The sequence below is a fragment of the Helicobacter pylori genome (assembly GCF_014496965.1).
Lineage (GTDB): Bacteria > Campylobacterota > Campylobacteria > Campylobacterales > Helicobacteraceae > Helicobacter > Helicobacter pylori_CZ.
Genome location: NZ_JACTCR010000001.1, coordinates 131,161 through 146,691, shown reverse-complemented (window position 1 = coordinate 146,691; position 15,531 = coordinate 131,161). Strand labels below are relative to the sequence as shown.

The window sequence follows — 15,531 nt, the reverse complement described above, 5'->3', positions numbered from 1 at the left end:
AGATGCAACGCTATTGTAGTTTAGGTTTGCTAAAAAAAAGATTAAACGAAAATTAAATGAAGATTAAATCAAATCATGGTGTCAAGAGGGGGACTTGAACCCCCGACCTCCGGCTTATGAGACCAGCGCTCTAAACCAGCTGAGCTACCTTGACGCAAGCAAAATACAAAGCAAAAAAATAAAGAATAAGATTATACAAAAAATTTTCTTAAAAATCCATTAAAAATCCATTAAACTTTTATTATCAATCCTACTTTCCTAAATTAATGATAAAAATTAGAGATTTTCTTGTAAAATAACCCGCATGTTTAAGAAAATTTTTCCATTAGCGTTAGTGTCGTCGTTGCGGTTTTTAGGGCTTTTTATCGTTTTGCCTGTCATCAGTTTGTATGCGGATAGTTTCCATTCAAGCAGTCCTTTGCTTATAGGTTTGGCGGTGGGCGGAGCGTATCTCACGCAAATCATTTTTCAAACCCCCATGGGCATTCTTAGCGATAAAATCGGCCGTAAAGTGGTCGTTATGGTGTGCTTGTTATTGTTTTTAATTGGCTCGTTAGTGTGCTTTGTGGCGAACGATATTATCACGCTCGTTATCGGGCGCTTCATTCAAGGCATGGGGGCTTTAGGGGGGGTCGTTAGTGCGATGGTGGCGGATGAAGTGAAAGAAGAAGAGCGCACCAAAGCCATGGCCATCATGGGGGCGTTTATTTTCATTAGTTTTACCATAAGCATGGCCATAGGTCCTGGGGTTGTGGCGTTTTTGGGGGGGGCAAAATGGCTCTTCTTGCTCACGGCGATCTTAACCTTATTGAGTTTATTGATGCTTTTAAAAGTCAAAGACGCCCCTAAAATTTCTTACCAAATCAAAAACATAAAGGCTTATCAACCCAACTCTAAAGCCTTGTATCTTTTATACATAAGCTCTTTTTTTGAAAAAGCGTTCATGACGCTTATTTTTGTGCTAATCCCTTTAGCCTTAGTGAATGAATTTCATAAAGATGAAAGCTTTTTAATCTTAGTGTATGTGCCTGGAGCCTTATTGGGGGTTTTAAGCATGGGGATAGCGAGCGTTATGGCTGAAAAATACAACAAGCCTAAGGGGGTGATGCTTTCTGGCGTGTTGTTGTTTATTGTGAGTTATTTGTGCTTGTTTTTAGCGGACTCTAGCTTTTTGGGTAAATATTTATGGCTTTTTATTGTTGGGGTGGCGTTTTTCTTTATTGGCTTTGCCACCTTAGAGCCTATCATGCAATCTTTAGCGTCTAAGTTCGCCAGAGCAAATGAAAAAGGCAAGGTTTTAGGGCAATTCACTACTTTTGGCTATTTAGGGAGCTTTGTTGGGGGCGTGAGCGGGGGGTTAAGCTATCATCATTTAGGCGTTTCTAACACGAGTTTAATCATTGTAGCTTTAGGGCTTATTTGGGGACTATCGCTCTTTTTGCTCCATAACCCTTCCAAGCAAAAAAATGTCTATTTCCCCTTAGACGCTTATAGTGAGGAACAATTTGAAACTTTAGGGGACAAAATCATTGAATGGTATGTCAATATTAGCGAAGAAATCATTATTGTGAAATATAATTCCGATCACATTAGCGAAGAAGAAATCATTCGCTTAGCGCGAAACTTTAGAAAATAAACATAATCAAGGATCAAAAATGGCTTATGAAATTTCCAAAAAAGTCTTGCACATTGTAGGCAAGACCAACGCCACTTACAAACTCATAGAAGAAGGCGATAAAATCTTGTTAGGGTTGAGCGGGGGTAAGGATTCTATCATGCTCGCTTGCATCTTAGCCAGGATGCAAAAACATGCCCCTTTCAAATTTGATTTTAAAGCGGTTACCGTGCATTATGGTTTGGGCGAAAATTTAAAATGGTTGAGCGATTTGTGCCAAGAACAAGGCATTGAGCATGAGATCATTTACACCCAAATCGCTGCCACGATCAACGAAAAACGCCGTGAAAAAAGCTCGTTTTGTTCGTTTTGCTCTCGTTTGAGGAGAGGGACTTTGTATTCTAAGGCTTTAGAAGAAGGCTATAATAAAGTCGCTATCGCGCACCATTTAGATGATGCGGTGGAGAGCTTTTTTATGAATTTCACTTATAACGGGAGTTTGAGGAGCATGCCCCCCATTTATAGGGCTGAAAACGGCTTATTAGTGATCCGCCCTTTGATTAAGGTTCGAGAAGCCAGTAGCATTCATTTTGTCACTTCTCAAAATATCCCGGTTGCTCCTGATTGCAATTGCCCAGCCAAACAGCCCACTTCCGATAAACCCCCTATCGCGCGATTAGCCACTAAAAATTTCTTAAAAGAAATGCAAAACTTGCACCCTCATTTCTTTGACAGCTTAGAAAACGCGTTTAATAACGTTCAAGCGAACAGCTTTAGCGACGCTAAGTATTTAGACGCTTAAAGCTTTAAGCTTTTTTGTTGAGCATTTTAATCGCAATGGTGAATAACACCCCTTCAAAAATAGCCGCCATGAGCAACGCGTAATAGGTGTTTTGCGAGATCGCTTGCGCTTTTAAACCCACTGCTGCGGTGGTGACTAAAAAAGTTAAAGGCATAGAAGCCCCTAAGGCGAATGAAAATAAATGCTTAGCTTCTTTAAAGTATTTGCGCCACAATAAGGTTGAAGTGATCAAGTGCAAGCTTAACATCGCTATGACAATCAATATCCCTTGAAGGATCAAATGCGGGTTTAAAAACACTAATTTTAAGTCTAAAGTAGAGCCTACATGGATGAAAAACAAAGGCACAAAAAACCCAAAACCCACATCATTGAGCTTGTGGATCAGCTCTGATTTATGAGGGAAAAAAGTAGAAACGACTAACCCCGCCAAAAACGCCCCTAAAACCATTTCTATTTTGAGCCACACCACGATCGCAACCAAGGAAAAAAAGAGCATGAGCGAAAAACGCACGTCTTGGTTGAACTGACTGCTTTTAGGCATCACAAAAAGCTTTAAATGCGGGAACCACCAAAACAAAGTCTTAAAGATTTGAAACGCCACGATAATTAAGATGAGAAAAACAATGAGAATGCCCAAATCTTTAATCAAATCCATGCCCAAACCATGCGAATACACCCCATCCACGACTACCAAACCAAAAATGCTTAACAACTCCCCAATAACGCCCACTTTTAAAACCAAATCAAGCCACAAAATCTCTTTACGATAATCTTTGACTAAAGTCATGATCATGCCCAAACTAATGATAGGGAAAATCACCATAAAAATAGGCTCTAAATTAAGGCTAAAAGTAAGGATAAACGAAAGCGTGTATAAGATCAACAGATAAGCAAAAATGCGTTTTAAAAGAGAAACCCCTAATTTTTTAAACAAATAAATTTCCACTTCCAAACCGCATAAAAACATTAAAAACAAAAAGCCAATTTCAGACATGATTTCAAAGCCCTTAGTTGGCTCAATAAAACCCACATACGCCCCAACAGACCCAAATAAAATCTCCACAACCGTGATAGGCAAACGAGAGATTCTAGACACATAAGGGGCTATCACGATTAAAAGCATAATGAGCGCGAAAGTGAAAAATTCTGCATGCATGTTTTAATTTTACCTTATTTATTGGTTAAGTTTTCAAAGCGATAGGGTTTTTCTCTTTATAAGTGGTGAAAACCCCTTTTTTAATTTCATAATAAGTTACCCCTAACGCTACCAAAAACGCTAAAAATTGCGCGATAGGGTAAGTTACCCAAATGCCATTAATCCCATAGAAATGGCTTAAAATCGGCAATAGGACAATAATAAACCCCAGCGTGTGCGAAAGAGTGATGATAAACGAACTTTTAGTGCGTTGGATGGATTGGAAAAACACCGCGCACAACAAAGTCATGCCTAAAAAAACATAGCCGATGTAGTAAATATTCATCGCTCTTTTAGTCTCTTGCATAAAAAGGGGGTCTTGCTCGCTTGGCTGCAAATAAAGCTTGATTAAAAATTCATCTAGGAAATAATAAGCGCCATAGAAAAAAATCCCTATACAAAACGCTGCTTTCAAACCAAAGACAAACACGGCTCGCACGCGCTCTAAATTTCTAGCCCCATAGCTAAAACTCGCAATCGGTTGGATGCCTTGAGAGATCGCAAACAAAGTCGTAAAAAAGATAATCGCATTATACATAACGATCCCATACATGCTCACAAACCTTTCCCCTGCCGTGTGCATGATAGCGGTATTAAACAATAAAATCATAATAGAAGCGCTAAATTCTGCCGTGCTTTGAGGCACGCCGCTTTTAGCTGAAGAAATGACCGAAGACAAAGAAAATCGTTTGATGAAATACAACTGCCCTTTTTTGCGCCAAAAATGCTGCATTAAGACTAAAACCCCTATCGCATGCCCTATCACGGTGGCTATCGCGCTGCCTTGAACCCCCACTTCCAACACAAAAATAAACCAGTAGTTAAAAAAGATATTCGCTAACGAGCCAATTAACATCGCCACCATCGCTAAAACGGGGCGTTTGTCATTCACCACAAAGACATCCGCTAAAGGGTGCAAAACCATAAAAACAGAGCCCATTAAAATGATTTCAATGTAGCGTTTGGACATGCTCAATAAAGCGTCATTGCTCCCAAAAAAACGCGCGATAGTTTCGCTAAAAGGCAGTAGCGCCATGCTCAAAATAAAGGCGCTTATAGCGACAAAATAAAACACGCTGCTAAACACAAGCCTAGCCCTATGGGTTTTATTTTGACCTAAAAAATACCCCACAATACTCGCTGCCCCAAAACCAAAAAGCAATTCATACGCAATGAGTCCTGGAAAAATAGGCCATGCGATATTGACCGCAGCGATAGCTTCTTTACCCAGTTTCTTGCCCACAAACATGCCATCTATCATAGAGTAAGTGGAAAGTGAGATCATAGAAAAAGCTAAAGGGATAAAATAATAAAAAAAGAGCTTCCTAATAGAATCTTTATGCAAATCAATCTTTTTTTTGAGCATTTAAACCCCACACCGCTTAAAATTCATGACAAATTCTTTTATTTTAACATAAAAAGAGAGGCAATCTACCCATTCGCGCAATTGGATTTAAGCAGCACCATTAAAGTTTAAAAAATGGTTTTTAGTGCGAAAGGGATTTTCCTTTATTGGGTAGTCCATTAACGCCCTTTAAGTTTTTTTAAACTTTATCGTAATGAATCTAAGCCAAAATAGCGCCAACAACCCCAAAGCCCCACCCACAAAGCCAATATACCCTAGCCCTAATTGGTGGATCACAATACTGCCAAACAACGCACCTGATCCAATCCCCACATTATAGCTCCCTGAATAGATCGCGCTCGCAACGTCCGTAGCGTCCGGTGCAAGTTGCAACACTCTCATTTGCAAGGAGATCCCAAGCGAAGTGATCCCAATCCCCCACAAGAAAATCTGCAAAAAGATCACCCACTCCAAGTTTTTAAACACAAAAAGCAAGAGTTGCGGGCAAATAACTAAAACCATTGCAAAAGCGATAAATTTTCTTGAGTTTTTCGCGTACAAACGGCCGAATAAAAAACTCCCTGCCACGCCTGCTAACCCAAACACAAACAGCATTAGCGTCGTAATGTCAGGAGAAAATTGGCTGATTTGAATGATAAAAGGCTCAATATAGCTATAAGTGGTGAAATGCCCAGAGATAACCATGATCACAAGCAAATAAATCCCCACTAAAAGCGGGCGTTTCATTAATATAGGGACACTTGCGAGCGTGCCGGCGTTTCTACTCGGTAAATGCGGGAGCAATTTCCACATAAGCAGCATTATAAGAGTCGCAACACCCCCAATCACGCCAAAAGTGGAGCGCCAATCTAACATTTGCCCGATGATTCTCCCAAGCGGTAACCCCAAAATCATCGCCAACGAACTCCCTAGCGCTAATAACCCTAAGGCTTGCTGTTTCCTGCCAATGGGTGCGACACGAATGACTAAAGAAGCCGTGATGGACCAAAAAATAGAGTGGGCAAAAGCAATACCTATACGAGAAATGAGTAACACCCAAAAATTCCACGCTAGCACTGAAAGGATATGGCTAGCAATAAAAAGGGCAAAAAGAAAAAGCAGTAAGCGTTTCCTTTCAACTTTAGCGCTAAGCAGCATCAAGGGCAATGATCCAAGAGACACCACCCATGCATAAGCAGTGATCATAAGCCCCACTGTCGCGCTCTCCATTTCAAAACTTTTCGCAATATCTGATAACAATGCGACAGGAACAAACTCCGTGGTGTTAAAAATAAACGCCGAAAGCGAAAACACAAAAACCCGCATTAAAGCGAATCTTTGATACGATTGTTTGGTCATCATCATTTAAATCTTAAGGGGTTAAATTTTATTCCATTTGAAAACTTGGAGTATAAGACAAAAATTTTAACCGCTTGTAAATTGGGGGCTGATTGAAACAAATATTCCCGCTCCATAGGCGCATTAAAATTTAATAGAGTTGTTACCATATAAAACAGAATTTAAAATCATTTCCAACTTTTAACCAATCTATTTTTTGTAACTGCGGTCATTGTTTATTAAGCGCTAAAATTAAGCCGTTGCCTTTCTATAATTTTAGAATTTTAGAACAAAGGATAATTAAAATGAAAAAAACTTTTTTGATCGCTTTAGCGTTAGCCGCTTCTCTTATAGGCGCTGAAAACACCAAATGGGATTATAAAAATAAAGAAAATGGCCCGCACCGTTGGGACAAATTGCACAAAGATTTTGAAGTGTGCAAAAGCGGTAAAAGCCAATCGCCCATCAACATTGAGCATTACTACCACACGCAAGATAAAGCCGATTTGCAATTCAAATACGCCGCTTCTAAGCCTAAAGCGGTCTTTTTCACCCACCACACTTTAAAAGCTTCGTTTGAGCCGACTAACCACATTAATTATAGAGGGCATGACTATGTGCTGGATAATGTGCATTTCCACGCCCCTATGGAGTTTTTAATCAATAATAAAACCAGGCCTTTGAGTGCGCATTTCGTGCATAAAGACGCTAAAGGGCGTTTGTTAGTGTTAGCGATTGGTTTTGAAGAAGGGAAAGAAAACCCCAACCTTGATCCTATTTTAGAAGGCATTCAAAAGAAACAAAATTTTAAAGAGGTGGCTTTAGACGCTTTCTTGCCTAAAAGCATCAATTACTACCATTTTAACGGCTCTCTCACCGCTCCTCCTTGCACAGAAGGGGTGGCATGGTTTGTGATAGAAGAGCCTTTGGAAGTCTCTGCCAAACAATTGGCTGAAATCAAAAAACGCATGAAAAATTCGCCCAACCAACGCCCCGTCCAACCTGACTACAACACCGTGATCATTAAAAGCTCAGCTGAGACCCGTTAAAGATCCGCTAAAATGAAGACTCTCTCTTTATAAAGAGGGAGATAAAAATTATTCCAATAAAACACCGCTAAAAATTGCAAACGCTTGTATTTTGTGAAACGCTCAAACGCTAAAAACGATTGGGATTCCTACTAAGGAGTTTAAAAAAGGCTCTGTTCTGATTGGGTAACACAGAGTTTTTAAAATACCATAAATAAGCTAAGAACGATTTTATGGTGTTTTCTTATGCCTACATCCTTTTACTATAACCATAACCCGCTTTTTCTACTTTTTTTTCAGTATTAGCAACTGCTTCTATTTCTTTATTAACATCAGCAAATATTTTTTGAACGAACAAAAGGCTTTGAGAGGTTGAAAGGTGGGCTTGTGGGTCTGGTTTTAAATTTCTCATTTCAAGCATTTTAGCTTGAGCTTTAGAGCGTATTTTTAGATTCTCTTTTTGCCATTCTTCTGCAACGTTAAAATCTCTAGGATCTAATTCTAAATAAGCGATAGAACTTGGTTTATAAAAATCCACTTGTTTAGCGATAGCTTTTTGTGAATAGGGCAGAGATTCTAGCTCTTTTTGCAAATAAGCTATAAGCTCTTGCGCTTTTGATCCTCTTTGAGAGCGGGGTTGTTTAGAGTTTGGGAGGTGTTTTGGCTGGATAGGGGTTTGATTGGTTTTTGTGGGTTTAGGGGTTTTGCATTCAGCTTCTATTTCTATACCAATGCCACCCTTAATTCCTACTTTTTTAATAAAGAATTGGCCATGATTTTCTTGGCAATTTTGTTCTGCTTTTTTAATGAGATCTTTCTGTTCTTTAATGGTCTTTTGCTTTTCTTGTTCCAGTTCTATCCCACTCTTGTTTGCTCTATCCCTAGCATTTTCAGCTTCCTTTTTTTCTTGTTCTAGTTCTATTTGTTTATCAATATCACCAGCGCTACAAGCGGCTAATAATAAACTTGTCGCTATTGTTAATCCTGAATATTTCCACCAATTGATTTGATTTTCTTTTTCAGCTTGTTTGGATTTATCCTGGACTTTATCGTCTAATTCTTTCGCTTTCCTGCACGCAACATGGGTCAATACTACTAATGCCGCACTGCTTTTCTTGGGGTGTTTTTTCACAAGTTCTCTAACTTTCTTTGCGATCTTTGTAAAAAACCCACCAATTGATCTGATTATATTTGTAATGGCACTCGCTTGTTTAAAATGAGTCTCTTTACTTGCCTTTGCGTTAGCTGTCTCTGCGTTTTTGCCAACTTTATTTGTTTTTCCTGTTTTTACTGATTCCATTACCAACCTTTCAAAATCTTATTATTGTAGTGTATATAGCCATATTTAATCGCTATTAAACGATTGGTTTGAAAAATTGTAAGGGTCAATCCAATCAGATTTTTCTAATCCATTCCAACAAAACTTGATACAAGTTTTCCTTATACCTTAAACTCATACCCTTTTAAATGGAATAATAGGCAATAACTCGCTAGCTAAGCATTCACTCTCTGCTTGAGTGTAAGCCTTTATCATTCCTTTTGATCTACCAAATATTAGCATTTCTCTCAATCAAGCCTTGAGAAATTCAATTACACCCTTGTTTAACATCGTAAGCCTAGTAACTTAAAGCTCTTTTTGAAAGATTGGGCTAGATTGATCCTTATCCTTAATTCAAGCGCATGCGCATTCATCTTTGTTATCTTTGAATAAACTCAAGCGTTCTTAATGTAATGCATGGCGATTTTGAGCGCGTTGGTGGCTGCCCCCACTCTTAATTGATCCGCCACGCAAAAGCCGTGCAAGGTTTTCTTATCAAACAAATCCTTCCTCAAGCGCCCTATAAAGACGCTATCCGTGTGGCTCGCTTTTAGGGGCATGGGGTAGAGATTATGGCTAGGATCATCGCAAACAACCACGCTAGGGGCGTTTTTTAAGACTTCATAGACTTCTTTGAGATCGAATTCTTTTTCAAAAGCGATACTCAAACTCTCGCTATGGCTCCTTAATACCGGCACGCGCACGCAAGTCGCGCTAATAGGGAAATCCACGCCCATGATCTTATGGGTTTCATGCACCATTTTTAGCTCTTCTTTGGTGTAGCCATTCTCCTTAAAAACATCAATATGAGCGATCGCATTGAAAGCGATCGGATAAGGGAAAGCCCCGGCTTGCAAGACTTGGTTTAAATCAATAGCGGAGTCTTTTTCCAAACACTCTAATGCGGTTTTTAGCTCATTTTTCAAACTCTCTATGCCCTTGTTCCCTGCCCCACTCACGGCTTGATAGGTGCTAACAATCACGCTTTTTATCTTAAAATGGAGGTGTAAGGGGTTTAAAATTTGCGTCATTTGAATGGTGGAGCAATTAGGGTTAGCGATGATATTTAAAGGAGCGTTAAAAATTTCTTTAGCGTTGATTTCAGGCACGACTAAAGGCACATCTTTATTCAATCTAAAAAAGCTCGTGTTATCAATCACTAAGGCCGTTTTTGAAGCACTTATAGCAAATTCTTCGCTCACGCTCCCCCCAGCGCTAAAAAAGGCGATGTCTATTTCTTCTTTTTCAAAAATCTCATGCGTGGTTTCTAAAATTTCATAGTCTTTATTGAAAGCTCTAATCTTTTTACCAGCACTCCTAACGCTAGCGAGCGGGACAAATTTTTTAATCGGGAAAAAGGAATTTTCTAAACCTTTAATCAGCTCTTGCCCTACCGCCCCACTAGCCCCGACAATAGCGACATTATAAGTCTTCATCGTTTTCTCCAATGATTTCAAGGGCTTTTAAAAAACTCAAACAATTCAACTGCATGCCTGAATGCATGTTTTTCAAGCTTAAAGTTTCGCTTTTAAATTCTTCTTCGCCAATGACAGCCACAAACTCATGCCCCTTGTGGTTGGCATAAGAAAAGGGTTTTTTGATTTTTTGAGCTTCTGGATAGACTTCGCTAAAAATCCCGCTTTGCCTTAAAGACTCCGCTAAGCGGTTGGCGTAAGAAAAATACTCTTCATGCATGCAAGCGATTAAGACTTTAGCTTGGGTGGAACGCTCGTCTAATAATTGCATTTCACTCAAAGCCACAATCAATCGGTCAATCCCAATAGAAGCCCCCACCCCTTGTAAATTTTCTTTAGAAAAATTTTTAGTCAAATGATCGTAACGCCCCCCTGAACACACGCTCCCTAAAGACTTCATATCATTAAGCGTGGTTTCATACACAATCCCTGTATAATACCCTAATCCCCTAGCGATAGAAAAATCAATTTTATACAAGTTTTGAGAAATTTGTAAATCCCCTAGCAACTGGTATAACCTTTCTAAATCCTGTATACCCTTTTTCAGATTTTCATTATAGTCTTTCAAATAAGCAATTTTTTCAAAAAATTCCGCATGGCTTAAATCGTTTTGTTGGATTTGAATCATTTCTAAAAGCTCTTTAATGGTGTTTGAATCCAAATCGCACTCTTTTTTTAATTCTTCTTCAACCCCATTCAAGCCAATCTTTTCTAATTTATCCACAATGCGTAGCACTTCATTCACTTGAGCAATGCCAAAACATTCGCATATGCCGTTCAAAATTTTTCTGTGGTTGATAGAGACGCAAAAATCTTCTAAATCCAAAGCTTTTAAGGAAGCGATAATCACTTGAATGATCTCAGCATCGCACACCAAACTCTCGCTCCCTATAAAATCAAAATCGCATTGCGTGAATTCCCTATAACGCCCTTTTTGCGCCCTTTCACCCCTAAAGACATTGCCTATGGCGTAGCGTTTAAAGGGCATGCCTAATATTTGGTGGTGCAAAGAGACAAAGCGGGCTAATGGCACGGTCAAATCAAACCTTAAAGCCACATCCCTATCCCCATGGTCTTTAAAACGATAAATTTCTTTTTGAATATCACTGCTCGCATCAGGCAATAATACTTCAGCGTATTCCAAATGGGGGGTTTCAATCGGCACAAAACCAAAACTTTGAAACACGACTGAAACTTTAGCGAGCAACTGGGCTTTTTGTATCGCATCTTTAGGCAAGCGGTCTTTAAACCCGCTCAACACTTTAGGGGTAATCATTCAATTTCCTTGTATTTGTATGCTAAAATTTTAGCTTAAAATCTTTAAAAAAGGGCTATTGATGAGCGTAAATGCGCCCAAACGCATGCGTATTTTATTGCGTTTGCCTAATTGGCTAGGCGATGGGGTGATGGCAAGCTCGCTTTTTTACACCCTTAAAAACCACTACCCTAACGCGTATTTTGTCTTAGTAGGCCCAACCATTACGTGCGAACTTTTCAAAAAAGATGAAAAAATAGAAGCCGTTTTCATAGATGACACCAAAAAATCCTTTTTCAGGCTGCTAGCCACTTACAAGTTCGCTCAAAAAATAGGGCGTTGCGACATAGCGATCGCATTAAACAACCATTTTTATTCCGCTTTTTTGCTCTATGCGACAAAAACGCCTATTCGCATCGGCTTTGCTCAATTTTTCCGTTCTTTGTTTCTCAGCCATGCGATAACTGCTGCCCCTAAAGAGTATCATCAAGTGGAAAAGTATTGCTTTTTATTTTCGCAATTTTTAAAAAAAGAATTGGATCAAAAAAGCGTTTTACCCTTAAAATTAGCCTTTGATCTCCCCACTCACACCCCAAACACCCCTAAAAAAATCGGCTTTAACCCTAGCGCAAGCTATGGGAGCGCTAAAAGATGGCCAGCTTCTTATTACGCTGAAGTCGCTGTTGCTTTGTTAGAAAAAGGGCATGAAATTTATTTTTTTGGGGCTAAAGAAGACGCTATCGTTTCTGAAGAGATTTTAAAATCCGTTAAAAGCTTATTGAAAAACCCCTTATTATCCCATAACGCTTACAACCTGTGCGGGAAAACAAGCATTGAAGAATTGATACAACGCATCGCTGTTTTAGATTTATTCATCACTAACGATAGCGGTCCCATGCATGCAGCCGCTAGCACGCAAACCCCCTTAATCGCTCTTTTTGGCCCCACTGATGAAAAAGAAACTCGCCCCTATAAAGCTCAAAAAACGATTGTGTTGAACCACCATTTAAGCTGTTCGCCTTGCAAGAAACGAGTTTGCCCTTTAAAAAATGAAAAAAACCATTTGTGCATGAAATCCATCACGCCCCTTGAAGTCCTAGAAGCCGCTCACACTCTTTTAGAAGAGCCTTAAACGCCCTTCATGGGCTTTTTTAAAAATGTAACCATATTGATAACACTCTGTATATAAAAGACTTAAAAAGTAGAATTGATAGAGTAGTTTAAAGAAAGCGTTTTGAAAACGCTTTCTTTGGAGACAAAGCTATTAAGCCACTGAGTTTTTAGGTTTTTTAGCGCCTTTTTCATCTTTGTGAGCCACTAATTGAGAGCTTAACTCAGGTTTTTTAGCGTCTTTTTTATCTTTGTGAGCCACTAATTGAGAGCTTAACTCAGGTTTTTTGGCGTCTTTTTTATCTTTGTGAGCCACTAATTGAGAGCTTAACTCAGGTTTTTTGGCGTCTTTTTTATCTTTGTGAGCGTATGCAGAACTCACAGCCAAAACTGATAATAAAACACCTGTCAAGATTTGCTTTTTCATACGAAAACTCCTTATGATGATTTTAAAAGCGAGAGAATTATATTTCTCAAAAGTAAATGAATAGAAACCAATAGGATTTTCACTAAGAAATTTGCAGATTGCGTTTTGTCATATAAAAAACGCTTGGGAGCAATCAGCCATTTTTCTTAAAAAATAAAAACGCTCAAAAGCGTTTTAAGATTGAAGACAAAAAAGCTTGCGATTAGTCAAGCGGAATTTCTTATAATGCGATCTTATGGATGTTAAGAGAAAAAGTTATTCCAAAATACCCCTATCCCTTGAAAAAAATGAGTCTTAAATAAAGAAAATAAACTTTACTATAAAACAAAGTAACCAAAACCCCATTTTTTAAAAAATTAAAAAATTTTAGTTACTCCTGTTTGACAATAGAGCCAAGAATCAATTTTATAGCAAAAAAGGTAATTAGAGAGATAAAAAGGGTTAAAAACCCTCAAAAAGTCTTTTCAAATCCAAAAGAGAAAAAGTTTAAAAACCACCTACAACACCCTCTCACAAGAGAGCGTTATGATAAAATCAGCCTTTGCGCTTTTCTACAATTTCCTTAGCGATATTGCTAGGCACTTCGCCATAATGATCAAACTCCATAGAGTAAGTCCCACGCCCTTGAGTGGCTGATCGTAAATCCGTAGAATAACCAAACATTTCCACCAACGGCACAAAAGCGTTCACGATTTTCAAGCCTAATCGGTCGTCCATAGAATTGATTTGCCCTCTTCTCCTATTCAAATCGCCAATCACATCGCCCATGTATTCTTCAGGGACTTCCACTTCCACTTTCATCATAGGCTCTAGTAACACCGGGTTAGCCGCGCGACTCGCTTCTTTAAACGCCATAGAGCCAGCGATTTTAAACGCCATTTCTGAAGAATCCACATCATGGTAGCTCCCATCATAAAGGGTAACTTTAAAATCCACCACCGGATAGCCTGCCAAAACGCCATTTTGCATCGCTTCTTGGATACCCTTATCCACCGCAGGGATATATTCTTTAGGGATCACGCCCCCAGAAATTTCATTCACAAATTCATACCCACTGCCAGGCTCTTTAGGTTCAAGCTTGATAAACACATGCCCGTATTGCCCACGACCACCGCTTTGCTTAGCGTATTTATGTTCTTTGCTCACGCTTGAGCGGATAGTCTCTCTAAAGGCGACTTGCGGCTGACCGATTTCAGCTTCCACCTTAAATTCTCTCTTCAACCTATCCACAATGATTTCTAGGTGCAATTCACCCATACCGCCAATGAGAGTTTGCCCGGTTTCTTCTTGAGTCATCACCCTAAAGCTTGGATCCTCTTCAGCAAGCTTGCCTAACGCTACGCCCATTTTTTCCTGGTCTGCTTTCGTTTTAGGCTCTACAGCGATGTGAATGACCGGCTCAGGAAATTCCATCCTTTCTAAAACAACGGCGTTCTTTTCATCGCAAAGCGTGTCCCCAGTCAGCGTGTCTTTTAAGCCCACAAACGCGCAAATCTCGCCCGCATAAACTTCTTTAATGTCTTCTCTCTTATTGGAGTGCATTTTAAGGAGTCTTCCCACGCGCTCTTTTTTGTCTTTGGTGGAGTTATACACATAGCTACCGGACTCTAGCTTGCCACGATACACGCGCACAAAAGTGAGTTGGCCCACAAAAGGATCCGTCATGATTTTAAACGCCAAACCGGCAAACTCGCCATCATCGCTGGACTTCACAAAAACTTCTTCTTCGCTCTTTGGATCAATCCCCTTAATATCCACAACCTCTGTGGGTGCTGGCAAGTAATCAATCACCGCATCTAATAAAGTCTGCACGCCCTTATTTTTAAAAGAAGAACCACAAAGCATGGGGACAAGACTCATGTTCAAACAACCTGTTTTAATGCCTTTTTTGATCTCTTCAACGCTTAATTCCTCACCGCCCAAATACTTTTCCATTAAGGCTTCATCTTGCTCGGCTACGGCTTCTACAAGCTTTTCTCGGTATTCTTTAGCTTTTTCTAACAAATCGCTAGGGATTTCTTCCACATCGTATTTGGCTCCCATGGTTTCATTATTCCAAACAATCGCTTTCATTTGGACTAAATCAATCACGCCAATGAAAGTGTCTTCAGCCCCAATAGGGATATTAATAGGCACAGGATTAGCTTTCAAGCGTTGCTTGATCTGGTTTTCCACATTATAGAAATTCGCCCCAATCCTATCCATTTTATTGACAAAAACAATCCTAGGCACGCCGTATTTGTTCGCTTGACGCCACACGGTCTCGCTTTGAGGCTGCACGCCCCCCACCGAGCAAAACACCGAAACCGCGCCATCTAGCACGCGCATGGATCGCTCCACTTCAATAGTGAAATCCACATGCCCTGGGGTGTCGATCAAATTGATTTGGTGATCCCTCCAAAAGCAAGTCGTTGCCGCAGAAGTGATAGTGATCCCTCTTTCTTTTTCTTGCTCCATCCAGTCCATTGTCGCCGCGCCGTCATGCACTTCGCCAATCTTATGGCTCACGCCTGTATAGAATAAAATCCTTTCAGAAGTGGTGGTTTTCCCGGCATCAATGTGAGCGGCGATACCGATATTTCTGATCCTGTTTAATGGGGTTTTTCTAGCCATTCTAACTCCA

General features: G+C 39.7%; 12 protein-coding genes and 1 tRNA gene. 4 read left to right on the top strand and 9 right to left on the bottom strand.

Translation table 11 applies throughout. The annotated features are described in order from the left end of the window. Positions 1-76: 76 nt before the first annotated feature. A tRNA-Met gene (locus tag H7O61_RS00815) sits at positions 77-154 on the bottom strand. A 189-nt stretch (positions 155-343) separates the two neighbouring features. Here H7O61_RS00815 and H7O61_RS00810 point away from each other — a divergent pair. Then, positions 344-1,636 (top strand): MFS transporter, encoded by a 1,293-nt coding sequence (locus H7O61_RS00810; RefSeq protein ID WP_331459573.1) that lies wholly within the window; start codon positions 344-346, stop codon positions 1,634-1,636. A 19-nt stretch (positions 1,637-1,655) separates the two neighbouring features. Beyond that, on the top strand, positions 1,656-2,417 hold the full coding sequence (locus H7O61_RS00805) for a tRNA 2-thiocytidine(32) synthetase TtcA (RefSeq protein ID WP_000312878.1): 762 nt from the start codon (positions 1,656-1,658) through the stop codon (positions 2,415-2,417). A 4-nt stretch (positions 2,418-2,421) separates the two neighbouring features. Here H7O61_RS00805 and H7O61_RS00800 read toward each other — a convergent pair whose 3' ends face one another. From H7O61_RS00800 to H7O61_RS00790, 3 genes are all read right to left on the bottom strand, one after another. Continuing rightward, complete coding sequence (locus tag H7O61_RS00800) at positions 2,422-3,573, bottom strand: cation:proton antiporter (protein ID WP_000542841.1); 1,152 nt, start codon at positions 3,571-3,573, stop codon at positions 2,422-2,424. A 25-nt stretch (positions 3,574-3,598) separates the two neighbouring features. Beyond that, entirely contained in the window at positions 3,599-4,978 is a 1,380-nt protein-coding gene (locus H7O61_RS00795) for an HP1184 family multidrug efflux MATE transporter (RefSeq protein ID WP_187874848.1), read from the bottom strand. A gap of 168 nt (positions 4,979-5,146) precedes the next feature. Beyond that, positions 5,147-6,322 carry a sugar transporter gene (locus H7O61_RS00790; protein ID WP_187874847.1) on the bottom strand — a complete coding sequence of 392 codons (1,176 nt, stop codon included), beginning with the start codon at positions 6,320-6,322 and terminating at the stop codon, positions 5,147-5,149. 278 nt (positions 6,323-6,600) lie between these two features. Here H7O61_RS00790 and H7O61_RS00785 point away from each other — a divergent pair, with 278 nt between their 5' ends. Continuing rightward, positions 6,601-7,344: a carbonic anhydrase gene (locus tag H7O61_RS00785; RefSeq protein WP_078215929.1), complete on the top strand. Its 744-nt coding sequence runs from the start codon at positions 6,601-6,603 to the stop codon at positions 7,342-7,344. A 229-nt stretch (positions 7,345-7,573) separates the two neighbouring features. On the opposite strand, the gene H7O61_RS00780 is transcribed toward H7O61_RS00785, so the two are convergent. From H7O61_RS00780 to hisS, 3 genes are all read right to left on the bottom strand, one after another. Beyond that, positions 7,574-8,623, bottom strand: coding sequence for a DUF874 family protein (locus H7O61_RS00780; protein WP_187874846.1), 1,050 nt, complete (start codon positions 8,621-8,623; stop codon positions 7,574-7,576). Positions 8,624-9,036: 413 nt separating this feature from the next. Further along, positions 9,037-10,077 (bottom strand): aspartate-semialdehyde dehydrogenase, encoded by a 1,041-nt coding sequence (gene asd / locus H7O61_RS00775; protein ID WP_187874845.1) that lies wholly within the window; start codon positions 10,075-10,077, stop codon positions 9,037-9,039. After that, the gene (gene hisS / locus H7O61_RS00770; protein WP_187874844.1) at positions 10,064-11,392 is read right to left on the bottom strand and encodes a histidine--tRNA ligase; all 1,329 of its coding nucleotides are present in this window, start codon (positions 11,390-11,392) and stop codon (positions 10,064-10,066) included. The genes asd and hisS overlap by 14 nt, the downstream gene beginning before the upstream one ends. 61 nt (positions 11,393-11,453) lie before the next feature. Here hisS and waaF point away from each other — a divergent pair, with 61 nt between their 5' ends. Further along, a complete protein-coding gene (waaF, locus tag H7O61_RS00765; RefSeq protein ID WP_187874843.1) occupies positions 11,454-12,503 on the top strand; it encodes a lipopolysaccharide heptosyltransferase II in 1,050 nt (349 codons plus the stop codon). 132 nt (positions 12,504-12,635) lie between these two features. Here waaF and H7O61_RS00760 read toward each other — a convergent pair whose 3' ends face one another. After that, complete coding sequence (locus H7O61_RS00760; protein WP_187874842.1) at positions 12,636-12,908, bottom strand: flagellar protein; 273 nt, start codon at positions 12,906-12,908, stop codon at positions 12,636-12,638. A gap of 534 nt (positions 12,909-13,442) precedes the next feature. Further along, the gene (gene fusA, locus H7O61_RS00755) at positions 13,443-15,521 is read right to left on the bottom strand and encodes an elongation factor G (protein ID WP_001952367.1); all 2,079 of its coding nucleotides are present in this window, start codon (positions 15,519-15,521) and stop codon (positions 13,443-13,445) included. Between the last annotated feature and the right edge of the window lie 10 nt (positions 15,522-15,531).

Excerpts from the sequence above, each read along its gene's own strand:
- H7O61_RS00805 (WP_000312878.1), top strand. The coding sequence starts at position 1,656 with ATGGCTTATGAAATTTCCAAAAAAGTCTTGCACATTGTAGGCAAGACC.
- H7O61_RS00800 (WP_000542841.1), bottom strand. The coding sequence starts at position 3,573 with ATGCATGCAGAATTTTTCACTTTCGCGCTCATTATGCTTTTAATCGTG.
- H7O61_RS00795 (WP_187874848.1), bottom strand. The coding sequence starts at position 4,978 with ATGCTCAAAAAAAAGATTGATTTGCATAAAGATTCTATTAGGAAGCTC.
- H7O61_RS00790 (WP_187874847.1), bottom strand. The coding sequence starts at position 6,322 with ATGATGATGACCAAACAATCGTATCAAAGATTCGCTTTAATGCGGGTT.
- H7O61_RS00785 (WP_078215929.1), top strand. The coding sequence starts at position 6,601 with ATGAAAAAAACTTTTTTGATCGCTTTAGCGTTAGCCGCTTCTCTTATA.
- H7O61_RS00780 (WP_187874846.1), bottom strand. The coding sequence starts at position 8,623 with ATGGAATCAGTAAAAACAGGAAAAACAAATAAAGTTGGCAAAAACGCA.
- asd (WP_187874845.1), bottom strand. The coding sequence starts at position 10,077 with ATGAAGACTTATAATGTCGCTATTGTCGGGGCTAGTGGGGCGGTAGGG.
- hisS (WP_187874844.1), bottom strand. The coding sequence starts at position 11,392 with ATGATTACCCCTAAAGTGTTGAGCGGGTTTAAAGACCGCTTGCCTAAA.
- waaF (WP_187874843.1), top strand. The coding sequence starts at position 11,454 with ATGAGCGTAAATGCGCCCAAACGCATGCGTATTTTATTGCGTTTGCCT.
- H7O61_RS00760 (WP_187874842.1), bottom strand. The coding sequence starts at position 12,908 with ATGAAAAAGCAAATCTTGACAGGTGTTTTATTATCAGTTTTGGCTGTG.
- fusA (WP_001952367.1), bottom strand. The coding sequence starts at position 15,521 with ATGGCTAGAAAAACCCCATTAAACAGGATCAGAAATATCGGTATCGCC.